Raw genomic sequence first — 16,315 nt, forward strand, 5'->3', positions numbered from 1 at the left:
TTCAGGGTTAAGCGGCTATTTCCCGTGTGTGGCGACCGGGATTTCCGGTATGCCGAGCAACACAGGGACCTTCCGCTCCCCGGTCTCATCGAACGAAATGGTCGGATCTGCCTCTTCCGGGGCATTGACAAAGGACACGAAACGCGACAGTTTCTCCTCGTCCTCGAGCACCGCGGCCCATTCGTCGCGGTAACCGGCGACATGCTGGGCCATGGCCGCCTCCAGATCCGCGGCGATACCGAGGCTGTCCTCGCACACGACCTGCTGGAGGTACTCGATGCCACCCTCCAGCGCCTCCTGCCACGGCGCGGTGCGCTGCAGCCGGTCGGCGGTGCGGATGTAGAACATCAGGTACCGGTCGATGTACTTGATCAGCGTCTCGTCGTCGAGTTCACCGGCCAGCAGGACCGCATGCTTCGGGGTCAGACCGCCGTTACCACCGACATAGAGGTTCCAGCCCTGTTCGGTGGCGATCACACCGACGTCCTTACCGCGTGCCTCGGCACATTCCCGGGCGCAACCGGAGACGGCCAGCTTCAGCTTGTGCGGCGAGCGCAGGCCGCGGTAGCGCTTCTCGAGCAGTACGGCCATGCCGACCGAATCCTGCTGGCCGTAGCGGCACCAGGTGGAGCCGACGCAGCTCTTCACGGTGCGCAGCGACTTGCCGTACGCGTGCCCGGATTCCATGCCGACATCGACGAGGCGCTGCCAGATCTGCGGCAGCTGTTCGACACGGGCGCCGAACAGGTCGATGCGCTGACCACCGGTGACCTTGACGTAGAGGTCGAATTCCTTGGCGATCTGACCGATGGTGATCAGCTGATCCGGGGTGACCTCACCGCCGGGCATCCGCGGCACCACCGAGTAGGTGCCGTTCTTCTGCAGATTCGCCAGGAAGTGGTCGTTGGTGTCCTGCAGCGCGGCCTGTTCGCCGTCGAGGATGTGATCGCTCGAGGTGGAGGCCAGGATGGAGGCGACCGTCGGCTTGCAGATATCGCAGCCGGTGCCCGTGCCGTGCTTGGCGATCAGGGCGGAGAAGGTGCGGATGCCGGTGACCTGGACGATCTGGAACAGCTCGGCCCGCGACTGCGAGAAGTGCTCGCACAGCGCCTTGGACATCTCCACGCCGGACTGCTCGAGCAGCTTCTTGAGCATCGGAACGCAACCGCCGCAAGAGGTTCCCGCGGACGTGCACTTCTTGATACCCGCGATATCGCAGGCGCCCTCTTCGATGGCCCCGCAGATCGCACCCTTGGAAACGTTGTTGCAGGAACAGATCTGGGCATCGTCGGGCAGCGAGTCGGCACCGAGTTCGGCGCCGGCGGGCGAGATCAGCGCTGCCGGTTCGGCGGGCAGCGGACGCCCGACCAGCGGACGCAGCGCCGAGTACGCGGTCGCGTCACCGACCAGGATGCCGCCCAGCAGGATCTGCGCGTCGTCGGAGACGACGAGTTTCGCGTAGGTGCCCTTGGCGGCGTCGTGCAGCACGACCGACAGCGCGCCCTCGGTGGTGCCGTGCGCATCACCGAAGCTGGCCACATCGACGCCGAGCAGCTTGAGCTTGGTCGACATGTCCGCGCCGGGGAATTCGCCCGCGCCACCGAGCAATCGGTCCGCGACGATCTCGGCGGTGGTGTAGCCGGGGGCGACGAGGCCGTAGCAAACGCCTTCCACCGCAGCGCATTCGCCGATCGCGTAGATATTCGGATCGGAGGTCTGCAGACCCAGGTCGGTGATGATGCCACCGCGCGGGCCGACCTCGATGCCGCTGTCGCGGGCGATCTGGTCGCGCGGGCGGACACCGGCGGAGAAGACCACAAGTCCGGCCTCGATCACCGTCTCGTCGGAGAGCGTAACCTTCAGGCGCTCAGCCGTTTCCGCGTCCGCGACGGTCTCGATTGACGCGGTGCCGACACCGGTGTGCACCTGCAGCCCCAGATCGACGACCAGCTTCTCCAGGATGGCGCCACCACCTTCGTCGACCTGGGCGGGCATCAGACGGGGGTTGAACTCCACCACATGCGGCGTCATACCGAGCAGGCGCAGCGCGTTGGCCGCCTCCAGACCGAGCAGACCACCACCGACGACCACACCGGCCGCGCCGGGTCCGGCCGCGGCGGCTGCCGCGCGGATGCCGTCCAGGTCATCGATTGTCCGGTAGACGAAGCACTCCGGCAGATCGTGGCCAGGGACCGGCGGTACGAACGGGTACGAACCGGTCGCCAGCACCAGCGCGTCGTAGGCGATGGTGTCGCCCGCCGAGGTGGTGACCTTGCGCGCCTCGCGGTCGATGGACTGCGCGGACTGACCCAGGCGCAGCTCGACCAGCTCGTCGCCGGCGTATTCGTTACCGGGCAGGGCCAGCGCGGCGGGATCCCAGTTGCCGACGTACGACGAGAGTCCAACGCGGTCGTACGCGGGCAGCTGCTCCTCGCTGAGGATGACGACCTGCCACTGGCCTGCCTCGTCCCTGGACCGCAGCGCCTCGACGAACCGGTGCCCGACCATGCCGTGGCCGGCGACCACGACGGTCTTGCGCTGGGTGGGGTCGACTGTCGAGTTCATGACTGTCCTCCGTTGATGATTCGGTGTCAGGCTCGGGCCGACGTGCTGGTGGACTGGGACGGATTGCCTGCCTCGGCTTCGAGCACGAGTGCTTCGGCCTCCGCGACGACCTCGGAGTCGACACCGCCGCGCGGGCGGCGCAGGAACACCAGATAGGTCACCGCGGCGCAGGCCACGTAGAAGGCCATGAAGACCCAGAACGCGGTGGTCGCCGATTTGGTCGAGGCGTAGGAGGAGCGCAGGACGAGGTTGATCGCGACGCCGCCGAGCGCACCGATCGCGCCGACGAAACCGATGAGTGCACCGGATGTGTTCTGTGACCAGGAGGCCTGGGCGGCCGGACTCGCGTCCAGGCTCTTGGATTTGGCGTCGAAGACCGACGGGATGATCTTGGTGACCGCGCCGTTGCCGATACCGGACACCACGAACAGCGCGATGAATCCGGCCACCAGCGCGGTCATCGCGGCGCCGCTCGGTACGCCGCCGCTGCGGTCACCCGCAGCGCTCGCCACGGCCACCAGGACAGCGGCCGCGGTCATCACGGCGAAGGTGTACACGCTGACCCGGCTACCGCCGATCCGGTCGGCCAACTTGCCGCCGTACGGCCGGGCCAGTGAACCGAGCAGCGGACCGATGAAGGCGATCTGCGCGGCGTGCAGTGTGGCCTGCGCGACGGTGTCACCACCGGCCTTGAAGCTGATCTGCAGCACTTGACCGAAGGCGAAGCTGTAGCCGATGAACGATCCGAAGGTGCCGATGTAGAGGAAGGCGATCGCCCAGGACTGCGGCACCTTGAGCGCCGTGATCATGTAGGACAGATCGGCCTTCTGGTTTTTCAGGTTGTCCATGAACAGCGCCGCGCCGACACCGGCCAGCGCGACGAGCACGAGGTAGATCGCGCAGATCAGCGAGGCGTAGCCGTTGCCGAGGGTGGCGATGACCAGCAGACCGACCAGCTGGATGACGGGCACGCCGATATTTCCGCCGCCCGCGTTCAGCCCGAGCGCCCAGCCCTTCAGCCGCTGGGGGTAGAAGGCATTGATATTGGTCATCGAGGAGGCGAAATTGCCGCCGCCGAATCCGGCGAATGCGGCCACCACCAGGAAGGTCGTGTACGAGGTGCCCGGCTGATTGATGAAGTACAGCGTGAGCAGCGTCGGAATGAGCAGCAGCGTGGCACTGAAGATGGTCCAGTTGCGACCGCCGAAGCGCGCCGTGGCCACGGTGTAGGGAATGCGCAGGAACGCACCGACCAGCGTCGGCATGGCGACCAGGAAGAACTTGCCAGCCGGATCGATGCCGAACTTGTCGGTGGGCATGAACAGCACCATGACCGACCAGATGGACCACACCGAGAACCCGACATGCTCGGCGAAGACCGACCAGATCAGATTGCGCCTGGCGACGTCTTTGCCACCGGCCTCCCAGGCCGCGACATCCTCGGCATCCCAATGCTCGATGTTGTGGTTACGCGTCAGCGTGCTCAACAGGGGCCTCCCAAAATCGGTTAGCCCCACGGTAGGAAACGGGTATTGCCGAAATGCTGCCCCAAATGACCGTCAAATCAACGGTTGCTCACGATTACCGGGAAAGCCGGGTGAGTTTCAACGAAATGTTTCGGCCATGTGACACACCGGTTTCCGCACGTCACAAACAGCCGATCTTCGAATTACCGGCGCGTGAGGTGTGACGCACGCGCTCCCCCGCATTGTCACGATGTGATCCGCCACGCACAGCATGGCCGCCCCCGCACAACCTCGCAACTCGAGCTGTGAGCTCGCAGTTAGCCCCAGGTGTCTTCGAGCATGCGCGGCTTGCAGGCCTGCCATGCGCCGACGAGCAGCACCAGCACCGCGACGACGAGCATCGCGAACGGTGCGGCCCAGCCCTCGGTCGCGCTGTGCAGCATCCCGAACAGCACCGGACCGACGCAGGCCACCGCATATCCGACGCCCTGCGTGAAGCCCGACAGCGCGGCCGAACCCTGCGGGGTTCTGGTGCGCATATTGATCAGCGTCAGCGCCATCGGGAAGGTGCTCGGACCGAGGCCCAACAGCACGACCCACAGCAGCGGCGCACTCATCGGCGCGAGCAGCAGTCCGGCGAATGCGGTGAAAAAGAAGACGGCACAACCCACTACGAACCCGAACGGATTGCGGAACCGCGCGACCACCGTCGGTGCGGTGAATGCCGACACCAGGCCGACCAGCGCGAACACACCGACCATAGTCCCGCCGAATGCGGCACTCGCACCCGCCTCGGACAGGATCTTGGGCAGCCAAGTGAACATGGCGTAGGTGGTCAGCGAGGTCATGCCGAACATGCCCGCCATGCCCCATGCCACCGGCGAACGCCATACCTTTCCCTTGCGGCCCTGGGTCCGCTGCGGCAGCGCGGTGCTGTCGACCTGGTCGTGGCCGCGGCGATCACGCAGTACACCGAGCCACGGCAGCGCGGCGGCGAAGCCGAGAATTGCCCACAGCCCCAAGGAGATCCGCCAACCGTGTGCGTCGGCGACCGGCACCGCGATCAGCGCGGGCACCACGGTGCCGAGCTGGACCATGGTGATGTACAGCGAGCTGACCACCGCGAGCCGGTCCGGGAAGTAACGTTTGACCAGCGGCGGAATTACCACATTGCCGATGCCCATGCCGCCGAGGGCCAACGCGGAGAAGATCAGCAGTTCGGCCGTGCCGCCGACTGCCGCCCGAATCAGCATGCCGAGTCCAGCCATCAGCATCGCGACCAGTGCGGTGCGCTCCAGTCCCATCCGGCGCACGAAAAGCGGGGTGAGCAAACCTGAAACCGCGAACATCAGCGTCGGGATCATGCCGAAGACACCGACGACGGCCGTCGAGTAGCCGATATCGGCGCCGATGCGCTCGGCCAGTGGCGAGAATGCGGTGACGGCGACCCGGAGGGTGAGCGCGGACATCACAATGGCGGCGAGGACGAGCAGTCGGCCTTCCGTCAGTGCACGTTTGCGCCGCTCGACCCGGAGATATTCCGGGCGAGTCGTGGTTTCCGGGAGAGTCGCAGTCACCGCGAAATCATAGGATGACCCCATGATAGGAGGCAAGGATTTGTGATGGGCGGTACTCTGATGCCGTGCAACCCGTCCGGCGGACCAGCCTCATTGCCCAGGTAACCGAGCAGCTGCGTGCCGAAATTCGTTCCGGCCGTTGGCCTATCGGCTCCCGAATCCCCACCGAACCGGAGCTCACCGAGCTCACCGGAACCGGGCGGAATACAGTGCGCGAGGCGGTGCAGGCCCTCGTCCACGCCGGGATGCTGGAGCGTCGCCAAGGCTCGGGCACCTATGTCATCGCGGCCTCGGAGGTCGGCGGCACCCTCGCGAAGTACTTCGCCGATGCGGAGGAGCGCGATGTGCTGGAGCTGCGCATGGCGCTGGACACCAATGCCGCGGCACTGGCCGCGCGCCGCCGTGATGAGACCGATATCGCGAATCTGCGGCGGCTGCTGGAGGAACGCAGCCAGCAGCACTGGGACGAACAGAACGTCGCGGCGATCGAGGCCGATGTGGAACTGCATCGCGCGATCGTCGTCGCCAGCCACAACGCGATATATCTCGAGTTCTACGATTCGCTGCTGCCGATTATCGAACAGGTGATCCGGGCGCGGTCCGCGAAATCCGACGACGCCTACGACGCGGAGCACAATGAATTGGTGCAGGCCGTTATTGATGGCGATCCGGATCGCGCGGCGCAGGCCGCGCAATGTTTCCTCGCTTCGCTGATCGCCGAATATCCGGACCGCTAAAACTTCTGGTCGACCGACCGAACCCTTGCTTCCGACGAGGTAACCAACAGGTCACCGAGCGGCACGCGGCCGTGTGAGTCGGATTTGCCTGGAACGTCACTCGGGGCCATTCACACGCAACAACCAGCTCCTACCTTTGTCTCGACCGCAGCTCGGCGAACCCACCGAGCCAGATCGAGAGGAAGCCGATGACTGCCGCAGTAGCTGCCACCGGCCAGCAGTCGGACACCCCCGCATTCACCCACCAGAAAAGGGGACGCTGGTTAGATCACTGGGAGCCGGACAACGCCGAATTCTGGGAATCGGGCGGCAAACTCACCGCTCGCAAGAACCTGATCTTCTCCGTGTTCTCCGAAAACCTCGGATTCAGCATCTGGGTCATCTGGGGCACCGTCGTGACCAGCATGGGCCTAGCCGGATTCGACTTCCTTGCCGGACTCGGCAAGGGCAACCCGACCGCGGTGAGCAACGCCCTGTTGCTCACCTCGATGCCGACCCTGGTCGGCTCCACACTGCGTATTCCGTACACCTTCGCCATACCCAAGTTCGGCGGGCGTGCGTTCACCGCGTTCAGCGCGGGCATGCTACTCATCCCGACGTTGGGCTTGGCGTACTTCGTCAACCAGCCGAGCACACCCATGTGGGTGTTCATGATCCTGGCCGCGCTCGCCGGCTTCGGTGGCGGCAACTTCTCGTCCTCGATGGCTAACATCTCGTTCTACTTCCCGGAGGGGAAGAAGGGGGCTGCCCTTGGAATCAACGCCGCGGGCGGTAACGTCGGCGTCGCGCAGACCCAGCTGATATTGCCGCTGCTGATCACCCTCGGCACGCACATCATGGCCAAGGATCCAGCGGGCTACCGCTTCGGTATCACGCTGTCGGTGCTGGTCTGGGTACCGTTCATCCTGGTCGCGATGTTCAGCGCGCTGCGATACATGGACAGCATCACCACCGCCAAGGCCGACGGCAAGTCCTACAAGTTGGCGCTGACCAACCGGCACACCTGGATTATGTCGTTCCTCTACATCGGCACCTTCGGCTCGTTCATCGGGTTCTCCTTCGCCTTCCCGACCCTGATCAAGGCCAACTTCCCCGACCTCGCCAAAATCGGCTGGATCACCACGCTCGGCAATCTCGCCTTCCTGGGCGCATTTGTCGGCTCGTTCAGCCGTCCACTCGGCGGCTGGATCGCCGATAAGGTCGGCGGCGCCAAGATCACCATCTATGTCTTCAGTGGCATGGCGATCTCGTGTGTGCTCATCATGGCGGGATTGAAGGCAAAGTCGTTCCCGCTGTACCTGATCGCGTTCCTGCTGCTGTTCGTCCTGACCGGCATCGGCAACGGCTCGACCTACCGGATGATCCCATCCATTTTCGGCGCCGAGGCGAAGAAATACGCTGCCGAACACGGATTGGACATCATCGAATCTGCCGCATCGGCGAAGCGACAGGCGGGCGCCGCAATCGGTGTCATCGGCGCGGTCGGCGCCTTCGGTGGCTACCTGCTCCAGCAGGCACTTCGTCTGTCCAATATCAACTTCCACAGCATGAACCCGGCCTTCTGGGCCTACGCCGGCGCCTTCCTGGTGATGGCCGCGGTCACCTGGTTCTTCTACCTGCGTTCCTCGTTCGCCGTGGCCCGCGTGCCCTCCCTGGCCTACGCCAACGTATAACCACATCACCCGCTAGACCCGAATGCCGCGCTGGAAGAGGTCCCCAGCGCGGCATTCGGCTGTCCTCGTCGAATCACATTGCTATGGTGGATATCACGCCGAATCAGTAGGCAGCACGAGGGGGCTCCGTCGAGATGGCACACATCCGCATCACTATCCGCGACTGAGTAGGGATCGTTTTCGGCGGTCCCGGTCCGTCAACTGCGCCAGCACTTTACGCTGGAAAGCAGACTCACATCGGGAGGGTGAGCATTGGATAGATCCGAGGGGGAACCGGTGTTCCGGACCGCGCGATTGGCCGATCTCGACGATATCGCCGCACTGGAGCGGGAACACTTCGGCGAGCTGTGCTACCCGTATGTGACGCTGCGGCAACTGTTCGACCTGCACGGACCCGATTGGGTGGTGGCCGAAATCGGCGGCAGAGTGCGCGGTTACGCACTCGTCGGCGTCGGCACCCGCCGACGCGGCTGGGTCATGGGTCTCGCGGTCGCACCGAACTACCGCAACCGTGGCCTCGGCCGTGCGCTGCTGGACCATGCCGTATCGAGTTGCCGCACCGCCCAGGCGGATTCGGTGTACCTCACGGTGCGCCCCACCGATCAACGCACGGTCGCGCTGTACAAGAACGCTGGATTCCGTTGGGCCGGACACGAACAGCGCTACTTCGGCGCAAACGAACCGCGAGATGTGCTGGTGCATCGCATCGATCCATGGCCGACCACCGCGCAGTTTCCCGAACCGAATGACAAGCGCTGGCTCAAGGGCACGCGCGCACCGGATTGATAGTCGAATGTCATTGGTATGGTGGGTATCACGTCCAACGTGACGGCTGCACCCGGGGGAATACACGATGACCGAATACGCGGGCCTATCCCAACTGTCACCTGCTGTCAGTTCGATGACCATGCTGATCGACCGGCATGCCGACCGCTACGCGGGCGAGATCGCCGACTACTTCCAACAGTCCGGGGCCGAGTCCGAACAGCGGCTACTCGACTCCTTCAACACCCACGTCGAGACATTGGAGCTCGACTACGACCCGGCGAAGATCTCCCAGCCCGGCGACAGCCTGGTCTTCTCCCACATCTACGAGGTGGCCCAGGAACCCGCCGCGGACGGCGACGGACCACTGCCCGCATTGACGGCGCTGCTCGCCGCCGAAGTCGAATTCCGCGGACCACGCCGCCTGAGCCGCACCCAGAACATCCGGATCGCCGAAACCTATGAGCATCTCGGCCGCGCCCTGATCGCCGCCGACCTGCCCCAACATGCCGTACTGGCCTTCAAACGCGCGGTGGGCCTGCACCGGGTCGAGGAGGACTTCGACGCCCAGGACCGCTGCGGGCATGCCTTGGCGCAGGCTCGCTGCCGCGCCATCGATCCGGTCTGGAAGCGGATCCCGCACTGGACCCTGGAATGGCTGTGCGGCTATGGTTTTCGGCCATTCCGGCTGCTCGGCTGGATCGCGGCCGTCCTACTCATCGGCACCTTCGTGCTGTGGGCGACCGACGGCCAGCCCATCCCGACCGCACTGCACATGTGCCTGATCAACTATCTGAATCCACTCGGGCTCGGCGATCTCGAGGACATCAGGGGCGCCGGACGCACGCTGCTGGTCATCGAGGCCTACGCCGGACTCGTGCTCAATTCGCTGTTCTTCGCGCTACTGGTCCGGCGATGGTTCCGAATCTGACGCCGCGGTATCGGCTAATCCGCACTGTAGTCCTCGGTGCCGATCCTGGTGTGCCGCACCGCATCCAGGGTCGCCACCAGCAACCGATTGTGCAGCTGATCGATCAATGCCCGCCGTCCCGCGGTGAAGTCCGGATCGGTGTTCAGCTGCGTCCACAGTCCGCGCAGCGCCGGGGGCGTATGCGCGCCGGGCACCCACAGATGTGCCAGGTGATGCAGCACCGGAGCCAGCACCTCCACCGACTCCGCACTGCCCGGCAGGTACAGATCGGACTGCTCCAGCGCCGCGGCGGTGACCGACAGCAACCAATCGTGCACCGCGAGATCCTCACAGAACCGCTGCACATCGGCCAGTTCCGCCTCGCTGCGCACGGTGATCAACGCGGTGCGGACCGTATCGTCGCGCAACCGGAACCACACCACCGGCTGCGCCGGATCGCCGATTCGCGCCGCCCAACGCAGCCGGGTCGTCCCGGATTGCACAGGCGTGTTCTGGTCCAGGCGGTGATCCATCCGGATGCGGCCGAGCAGCCGATTGGCGATCGACGCGAGATCGAGGGTGCCCCCCGGCGGCGGCCCCGCGGCCAGGAAGCCCTCGGCCAGCCGGGCGCCGGTTTCCGCGGTGACCTTGGTGATCACCTCGGATACGCCGACCTGGCTCAGATAGTGCGACCACGTCCGGCGCTGATCGCCAGCGGCTCGAACGACCCTGGTACGTGCCGAACTCTGCAGCACTCGTCCGCCGACGACGACCGCATGCGTTGCCACGGTGCCGATCGCCCGCACGTCGGGATGCGACGGGGCCGCCAACCGACAATCCACACCCTCGGCAGTGGTCGGCGAAACCGCGAGCGACATCGGCCGCTCCCGCCACACCATCGGACGGCCCGGCACCAGCTCGAGCAGTTCCTCGAGATCACCGCGCGTCAGCGGCGTCGCGGCGGGCAGCAGACAGGTGTCCACCTCGCCGAATACGACCAGGGGGCCGACGGGTGTCCTGGTCTGTGCCGCACCAGCACGCACCAGCAGGCGCACGGCTCGGCCGCGACGCAGCTGCCGCAAGTGCGGCGTCGACCGAGCCGTGCGCATCCGGCGCGCGGCCGAATCGTTCGGTTCGTTCACGTCAGGATCCGTCCAGCAGGAAATGGGTGAGGCGTTCGGTCACCTTGCGCGATACGTCGATACCCTCCTCGTTGCCCCTGGCGACGATCTGATCCACCACTTCGTCGTCGAGTTGGATGTGATCGAGTATTACCCGTACCGCGTGCTCGATACCCAGATATCGCTGCGGCAGCAGCGAAAGTGACCGATATGCGGCAAATGGTTTGGCCCGCGGATTCAGCTGGACCACCGCTGGCATCTCCCACCAACTGCCCGGCCACGGCACACCCGGCTCCCACGGTTGTGGCTCGACCACCGGCATACCGTCGAATCGCAGCATGCCGAGTCGCAGCAACTGCCAGATGGAGGCCAGATACGGGCAGGACCACTTGGTGAATACTTCCTTGCGTCCGTTCACCTTTCGGGTCTGCTTACTCCACATTTCGACATCGAGGAAAATCGAATGCTCGCGCCGCCCGAACTCCTCGGCCGGTTCGTACGGCTCGTCGTGCATCGCCTGCTCCGAGGGATCATCGGAGGCACGTCGGCCATTACACAGCCAGCCGGATTCCGCGGTAGGTGGCCTGCGACCGTTCGCGCCCTCCGGCGGTTCGGCCACGATGCGGGCGCGGACCAATTCGGCCAGCTCGATACGCGGTGCGCTCACCGCGCCGTATTCGGCGGCCGGAACCTCCCAGCATCCCGCCTCGCGCGCCAAATAGTCGATAGTCAACCCACATTCGTCGGCATTGCGAATCAATTTGTCGAGGATTTCGCCGGGATTGGTATCGGACCGGAAATAGTCATCGACCAGAAAGCAGGTGCTCACCCTGGCTCGCGGACCGAATTCGATTTTCGCGGCCTCGATGAATGCCGTGACCAGCGGCACGATCCGGCGGAACTGCGCGCGAATCTTCTCCTCCCCATTGGCCAGATCATGCATATAGAAATGTCCGACCTCGATAGACACATGAGACAGCGGCACCTTGGCGACGCGCGGGTGCTCGGTGGCCTCGCTGTAGCCTGCGGCATGCTCCATGTACTCGAAATCCCCTTTCATCCGACGGTGTGCTCGAGTTCGGTCGATTCAGATTCGGCGCCAGGTGGCTGGATCGAGCACACGATCGGCGAGCGTGTCGAAGGCCTCGACGGTTGCCTTGTTGGCAATCTCCTTCTGCACGTCGATGTCCAGAATCAGCTGTTCGCGCCATTGCAATACCGGCTCGACCGGGGTCTCGCCGAGCATCGCGCTCGCACCGACCTTGTTCGTCGATGCCAGCCGTTTCAACATGGAGTCCTGCTGATGCAACCAAGCCGCCTGCGGCCCAGGAGATTCGGTGGCCTCGTTCAATTGCGGCACTGCGGTACGCACGTACCTGATGTTGTCCAGCAGCACCTCGGGATCGTGCCCCGCGCCCGCACCGCAATCGAGAATTCCGTACTGCCCGCGCACTAAACCGTGTGCGGCGATGATGTGCTGACGGGTCCAGCGGTGAAACACCAACCAGCGCACCGTGCGGGTGGCCAGCTGCGGCAAAGCCGTTGCCTTGAGCGCGATTTCCATCGCCACCGAGCGGCCCGCGCTGAGATCGACAATGCAGACATCGAAGTCCTGATCGAGTTCGAGCAGCAACTTGGCGCAGTTTTCGAGGGTAAGGCCATCGACCTTGGTGAACTCCGCGCCACCCGCATCGCCGGGCAATAGGAACAGCTTGCCGGTTCGCGTGCGCATCTTGCGCAATTCACGGCGATCGGTGTTGTCCCGCACATCGATTCGCGCGGCGACGCCCACTTTGCCGAGCAAATAGGAATGCAGGCCGTCGCCACTGGAGATACCGCGCTCCACCCCGCTGATCTCGAAAAGCGCACCTGCGGTCGGGGAACCGAAATCGAAATCCAGATAGGCGACCCGCTTACCCCGCACACACATCCGATAGGCGAGATTGCAGCTGGTCACCGAGCGGCCGGTGCCGCCCTTGTCGGAGGTCGCGAACACGATCATGCGCTAGGGGTTCCTTGTCGCGTCACGGCGGGCGGCGGCCAGTCGGTCGAGTTCACGCAGCGCGTCGAGGGCGTGCACGAAGGTGGTCGCGGAATCCTCGCGCACCAACCGCCTGGCCTGATCGATATGGTCCTCCACCCGATCGAGCGCGGCGCGGTTGCCCGAGGTGTCATCGATGCTGACACCGAGCATCTCCTGATCGAACCGATGCTCGGCGGTATTCAGCATGACCCGCGCGACGTCCTGCAGATCCGGCCAATTGGGCGGCGGTTCACGGTAGGTCCGGTCCGCGGCAACCAGACATTCGATGACGCGTTCGGTCATGTACCAGGACGGTTTTGTGACCTCGGCATCGCCGTTCTCACCGAACGCGCCCGCCGGATCGTCCCATAGTCCGGGCGCTCCGGCCCGCAGCATGCGGCGATCCAGATGCTCCATCACCGATTTGGCCAATTCCATCAGCTTGTCGCGGGCCGCGACATTGTTGGACAGCCTGGCCGCCTGTAGCATTCGCTTGAGCAGTACCGCCGAGAAGTCCGAGACCTCCCACTGCAGTGTCGGTCCGGCATCGACGACCTCACTGCCCCGCAGGGTCAGTCGCACGCCGGGAGTGTGCAGCGCGACCGCCGGGTCATCGTGCATGGTGCGGCGAATGATCCGGCCGCGGCCGGCCAACTCGTCGAAAATGGCCACCGCCCTTGTCAAGTCGTCATCGGAGGCGGTACGCGCGACCAGATCCTGGATCAGTACGGCGGATACGATGAGACTGAAGTAGTCCGACTGCTCGCCGTCGGAGGTGCGCCACGGAATATCCTCCAGCGGCCAACTGCCCGAGCCGAAGCGCGCGACCGTCGACCAGTAGCGCTGGGTCAACTCCCAGCGTGTACGCAGGGCCTGCGCCAGTCGGTGCTGTTTCTCGTCGAGCAGACCCAGCTCACCGGTGCGCGGGGAGACCAGGTCGTTGATGCCGTCCAACGCGACGACCGTGAAATACAGATACGGGCGCGGATCGGCGATGCCCTTCTCGCTCGCGATCTGCGCCTCGACGAAGTCGACCTCGGTGGCGTCGCGCGCTATACCCCAACTCCACCCGCATTCGAACAACAGATTCTCGTCCTCGAGCTCCCTGACCGATTCCTCCTGGCCCAGGGTGACATCACTGCGCAACCGCGCCCGCACCCGTTCCAGACTGCGCCGCACACCGTCGACCATGGCCTGCTCGGGCTCACCGGTCTGGTTCAACATCCCCAGAATGGCCTGTCCCTCAGGAGATTTCGGCTTCACCGTATTGACGACGAAGCTGCGGACCAGTCCGGTCATCGCCGCGGTGAGCCGCGCGCTGAGCTGCCCGGAGAGAATATCGATCCGCTGAGTCAGCTCCCCCGGTCGCGCCCAACCGCGGAAGGCGCGCAGGAAGCGCAGACCCGCCATACAGACGGTCAGCGACATCGAGTACGAGTCGACAACCTCGATGCGGCGCTGTGCCGCATTGGGTTCGCGCTCATCGGCGGAACGCAGATAGCTGCCCGCGGAGAAGTCCGGCTGCCCGTCGTCACGGGTGTTCTGCTCGATATAACGCTCGAGCAGCCACACAACGAAACTGCCGATCTGCTTCGGACCGCCGAGCGGTTCCAGGACCGAACTGACGTCGTCTTCCATCCGATCCGGATTGTCCAGTGCGAAGATATCGATCTCGGTGGCCGGATACAGCAGGCAGAGCAACTGCTCGGAATCGCTGATAGAGTTGGCGTCCGTCCGACCGCCCCAGCGCCAATCCCTGCCATCCCAGCACGCGGCGAGCATGGCGCGCCATACATCCAGAATCTGTTGCCTCGGTTGGATTCTCACCTGCTGCCGTCCTCACCCCATGTCGCAGGCGCGCCGGTCCACACCGCGTCCACGAACGTCAAATTAGCACGGGCACAACGCTTACGCTGGCTCCACGAGGGTCCGATCTGGTTCCATTCCGGCATCACCCGAACCGGTCGCAGAGCCGTCCGAACACGGGCAACCACACAGCATCCCGGTAGCCCGCAAAGCAGGTAGCACAACGCCGCCTGGTGGCGATTGTCCGAGCATAAAGCAACCGTTGCAGCACACGACGCAGATCGGATAACCGGGCGATCGCGCGGTCGAGACGAAACTCAGAGCATCAGGCGAACCATATCGGCGGTCCGCGCCAGTCCGGGGAACGCATCGGGGGTCGAGCGGGGATGTAGCGCATGCACAGCAAGCCGAAACATGACCGCGCGCAACAACATCTGCGGCCATTCGGGTAGATCGGACCACCGGTCGAGCAGGCCGTCGTCGGCGCCGCCCCAAGCGAGTGCGTCGACGACGATGACACCGGCGGCCCATGCTGCCGGGCGCCAGTACGGCGTGATGTCGGTGAGACCGGGAGTGAAGACTCCGGCGAAAAGAACCGTGCCGAACAAGTCACCGTGCACCAGTTGCGCGGGGGTTTGAACCGGCTTGCGCAGGGTGGCCAGCTGGCCGATCAGTTCCATACTGCGCTGGCCGTCGGGAGAAGTTGCCGGAGTGATGCCACCAGAGCGCAGACTCCGCAGCGGCACCGGCTCCCAGGCGGCACGATCGGCGGCGACGAAGACGTCGACATCGACCCAGGGGGCGACCGGCGGTTGCACCAGGAACCGTGGTCGTTCCAGCTGCGCCGTGGCCTGATGTAGCCGCAGCGATACCGAAACGACCTCGTCGTAGCGCGGCTCGGGCACACCTTCCAGATAGGTATCGGCGCGCCAACCGGATACCACGTAGCGGCCGTCGGTGGCGCGCACGGGGCGGGCCAGGCGTAGACCGTCAACTTTGAGGGTTTCGCGGACCTTCGCCGACCATGCCGCCCTGGCATGATCGGCGATCGGGCTCAGCACCACGTCACCGAGCCGCCAGCCGCCGTCCCAGTCTCCCAGCGAAACCGGGGTCACTTCGCGCAGACCGAACGTGGCGCGCACGTGCTCGGGAGGTTCCACAGAAGTCACGGCCGTACGGTACCTGTGTTGAATTTGGCACGCCCGCGGCGCGCCGCTGAGTTTTTGGCCGCGCGGGCGCGGCGTGTTCGCGGCCCCCTGGTGTCTCGCGTCCGAGCCGTCGAGACTCGCGACTTCGTCGCATGCGCTTCGACGGCTCGGACGCGAGACGGGCCGCGAACGGTCGCTCGTAAGACTTGCTCCGTTGGGGTCAGTAGTCGCGGGACGTACGGCACCCGATACACGGGCGCCGCAACCGCGCCCCCACCCCAGCGGCGCACACACATCGACCACTCGAACACCACACCCGCCGCGAACAAGTCACTCCCAACACCCACTCCGCCGAGGTCAGCGGTCACGAGGCGTACAGCACCCGATACACAGGCGCCGCAACCGCGCCCCCACCCCAGCGGCGCACACACATCGACCACTCGAACACCACACCCGCCGCGAACAAGTCACTCCCAACACCCACTCCGCCGAGGTCAGCGGTCACGAGGCGTACAGCACCCGAT

The 16,315-nt window shown here is 65.0% G+C and carries 13 protein-coding genes; 4 read left to right on the plus strand and 9 right to left on the minus strand.

Annotated elements, in window-relative coordinates; genetic code table 11:
- Window positions 1–15 precede the first annotated feature (15 nt).
- From nirB to ACQP2U_RS34295, 3 genes are all read right to left on the minus strand, one after another.
- Window positions 16–2,565 (minus strand): nitrite reductase large subunit NirB, encoded by a 2,550-nt coding sequence (gene nirB, locus ACQP2U_RS34285; RefSeq protein ID WP_433711297.1) that lies wholly within the window; start codon window positions 2,563–2,565, stop codon window positions 16–18.
- Between the two features lie 26 nt (window positions 2,566–2,591).
- Window positions 2,592–4,055: a nitrate/nitrite transporter gene (locus ACQP2U_RS34290; protein ID WP_433716668.1), complete on the minus strand. Its 1,464-nt coding sequence runs from the start codon at window positions 4,053–4,055 to the stop codon at window positions 2,592–2,594.
- Between the two features lie 293 nt (window positions 4,056–4,348).
- The gene (locus ACQP2U_RS34295; protein ID WP_433711299.1) at window positions 4,349–5,608 is read right to left on the minus strand and encodes an MFS transporter; all 1,260 of its coding nucleotides are present in this window, start codon (window positions 5,606–5,608) and stop codon (window positions 4,349–4,351) included.
- 65 nt (window positions 5,609–5,673) lie between these two features.
- Between ACQP2U_RS34295 and ACQP2U_RS34300 the strand changes: the two genes are divergently transcribed.
- The 4 genes from ACQP2U_RS34300 to ACQP2U_RS34315 all read left to right on the plus strand — a co-directional run bounded on the left by ACQP2U_RS34300 (window position 5,674) and on the right by ACQP2U_RS34315 (window position 9,714).
- Entirely contained in the window at window positions 5,674–6,345 is a 672-nt protein-coding gene (locus ACQP2U_RS34300; RefSeq protein WP_397035272.1) for a FadR/GntR family transcriptional regulator, read from the plus strand.
- Between the two features lie 188 nt (window positions 6,346–6,533).
- Window positions 6,534–8,018 (plus strand): MFS transporter, encoded by a 1,485-nt coding sequence (locus tag ACQP2U_RS34305; protein ID WP_433711300.1) that lies wholly within the window; start codon window positions 6,534–6,536, stop codon window positions 8,016–8,018.
- Window positions 8,019–8,294: 276 nt separating this feature from the next.
- Window positions 8,295–8,804: a GNAT family N-acetyltransferase gene (locus ACQP2U_RS34310; protein ID WP_433711301.1), complete on the plus strand. Its 510-nt coding sequence runs from the start codon at window positions 8,295–8,297 to the stop codon at window positions 8,802–8,804.
- A gap of 67 nt (window positions 8,805–8,871) precedes the next feature.
- Window positions 8,872–9,714, plus strand: a complete 843-nt coding sequence (locus tag ACQP2U_RS34315) for a hypothetical protein (protein WP_433711302.1) — start codon at window positions 8,872–8,874, stop codon at window positions 9,712–9,714.
- A 14-nt stretch (window positions 9,715–9,728) separates the two neighbouring features.
- Here ACQP2U_RS34315 and ACQP2U_RS34320 read toward each other — a convergent pair whose 3' ends face one another.
- The 6 genes from ACQP2U_RS34320 to ACQP2U_RS34345 all read right to left on the minus strand — a co-directional run bounded on the left by ACQP2U_RS34320 (window position 9,729) and on the right by ACQP2U_RS34345 (window position 16,296).
- Window positions 9,729–10,835, minus strand: coding sequence for an SCO2521 family protein (locus tag ACQP2U_RS34320; protein ID WP_433711304.1), 1,107 nt, complete (start codon window positions 10,833–10,835; stop codon window positions 9,729–9,731).
- A gap of 1 nt (window position 10,836) precedes the next feature.
- Window positions 10,837–11,853: an SCO2522 family protein gene (locus ACQP2U_RS34325; protein WP_433711305.1), complete on the minus strand. Its 1,017-nt coding sequence runs from the start codon at window positions 11,851–11,853 to the stop codon at window positions 10,837–10,839.
- Between the two features lie 48 nt (window positions 11,854–11,901).
- The gene (locus ACQP2U_RS34330) at window positions 11,902–12,816 is read right to left on the minus strand and encodes an SCO2523 family variant P-loop protein (RefSeq protein ID WP_433711306.1); all 915 of its coding nucleotides are present in this window, start codon (window positions 12,814–12,816) and stop codon (window positions 11,902–11,904) included.
- A gap of 3 nt (window positions 12,817–12,819) precedes the next feature.
- The gene (locus ACQP2U_RS34335) at window positions 12,820–14,664 is read right to left on the minus strand and encodes an SCO2524 family protein (protein WP_397035279.1); all 1,845 of its coding nucleotides are present in this window, start codon (window positions 14,662–14,664) and stop codon (window positions 12,820–12,822) included.
- A 296-nt stretch (window positions 14,665–14,960) separates the two neighbouring features.
- Entirely contained in the window at window positions 14,961–15,812 is an 852-nt protein-coding gene (locus ACQP2U_RS34340; protein WP_433711307.1) for a TIGR02569 family protein, read from the minus strand.
- 343 nt (window positions 15,813–16,155) lie between these two features.
- Window positions 16,156–16,296: a hypothetical protein gene (locus tag ACQP2U_RS34345; RefSeq protein WP_433711309.1), complete on the minus strand. Its 141-nt coding sequence runs from the start codon at window positions 16,294–16,296 to the stop codon at window positions 16,156–16,158.
- Window positions 16,297–16,315: the final 19 nt, after the last annotated feature.

Origin of the sequence: Nocardia sp. CA-084685, from assembly GCF_050955785.1 — a bacterium.
Classification (GTDB): domain Bacteria; phylum Actinomycetota; class Actinomycetes; order Mycobacteriales; family Mycobacteriaceae; genus Nocardia.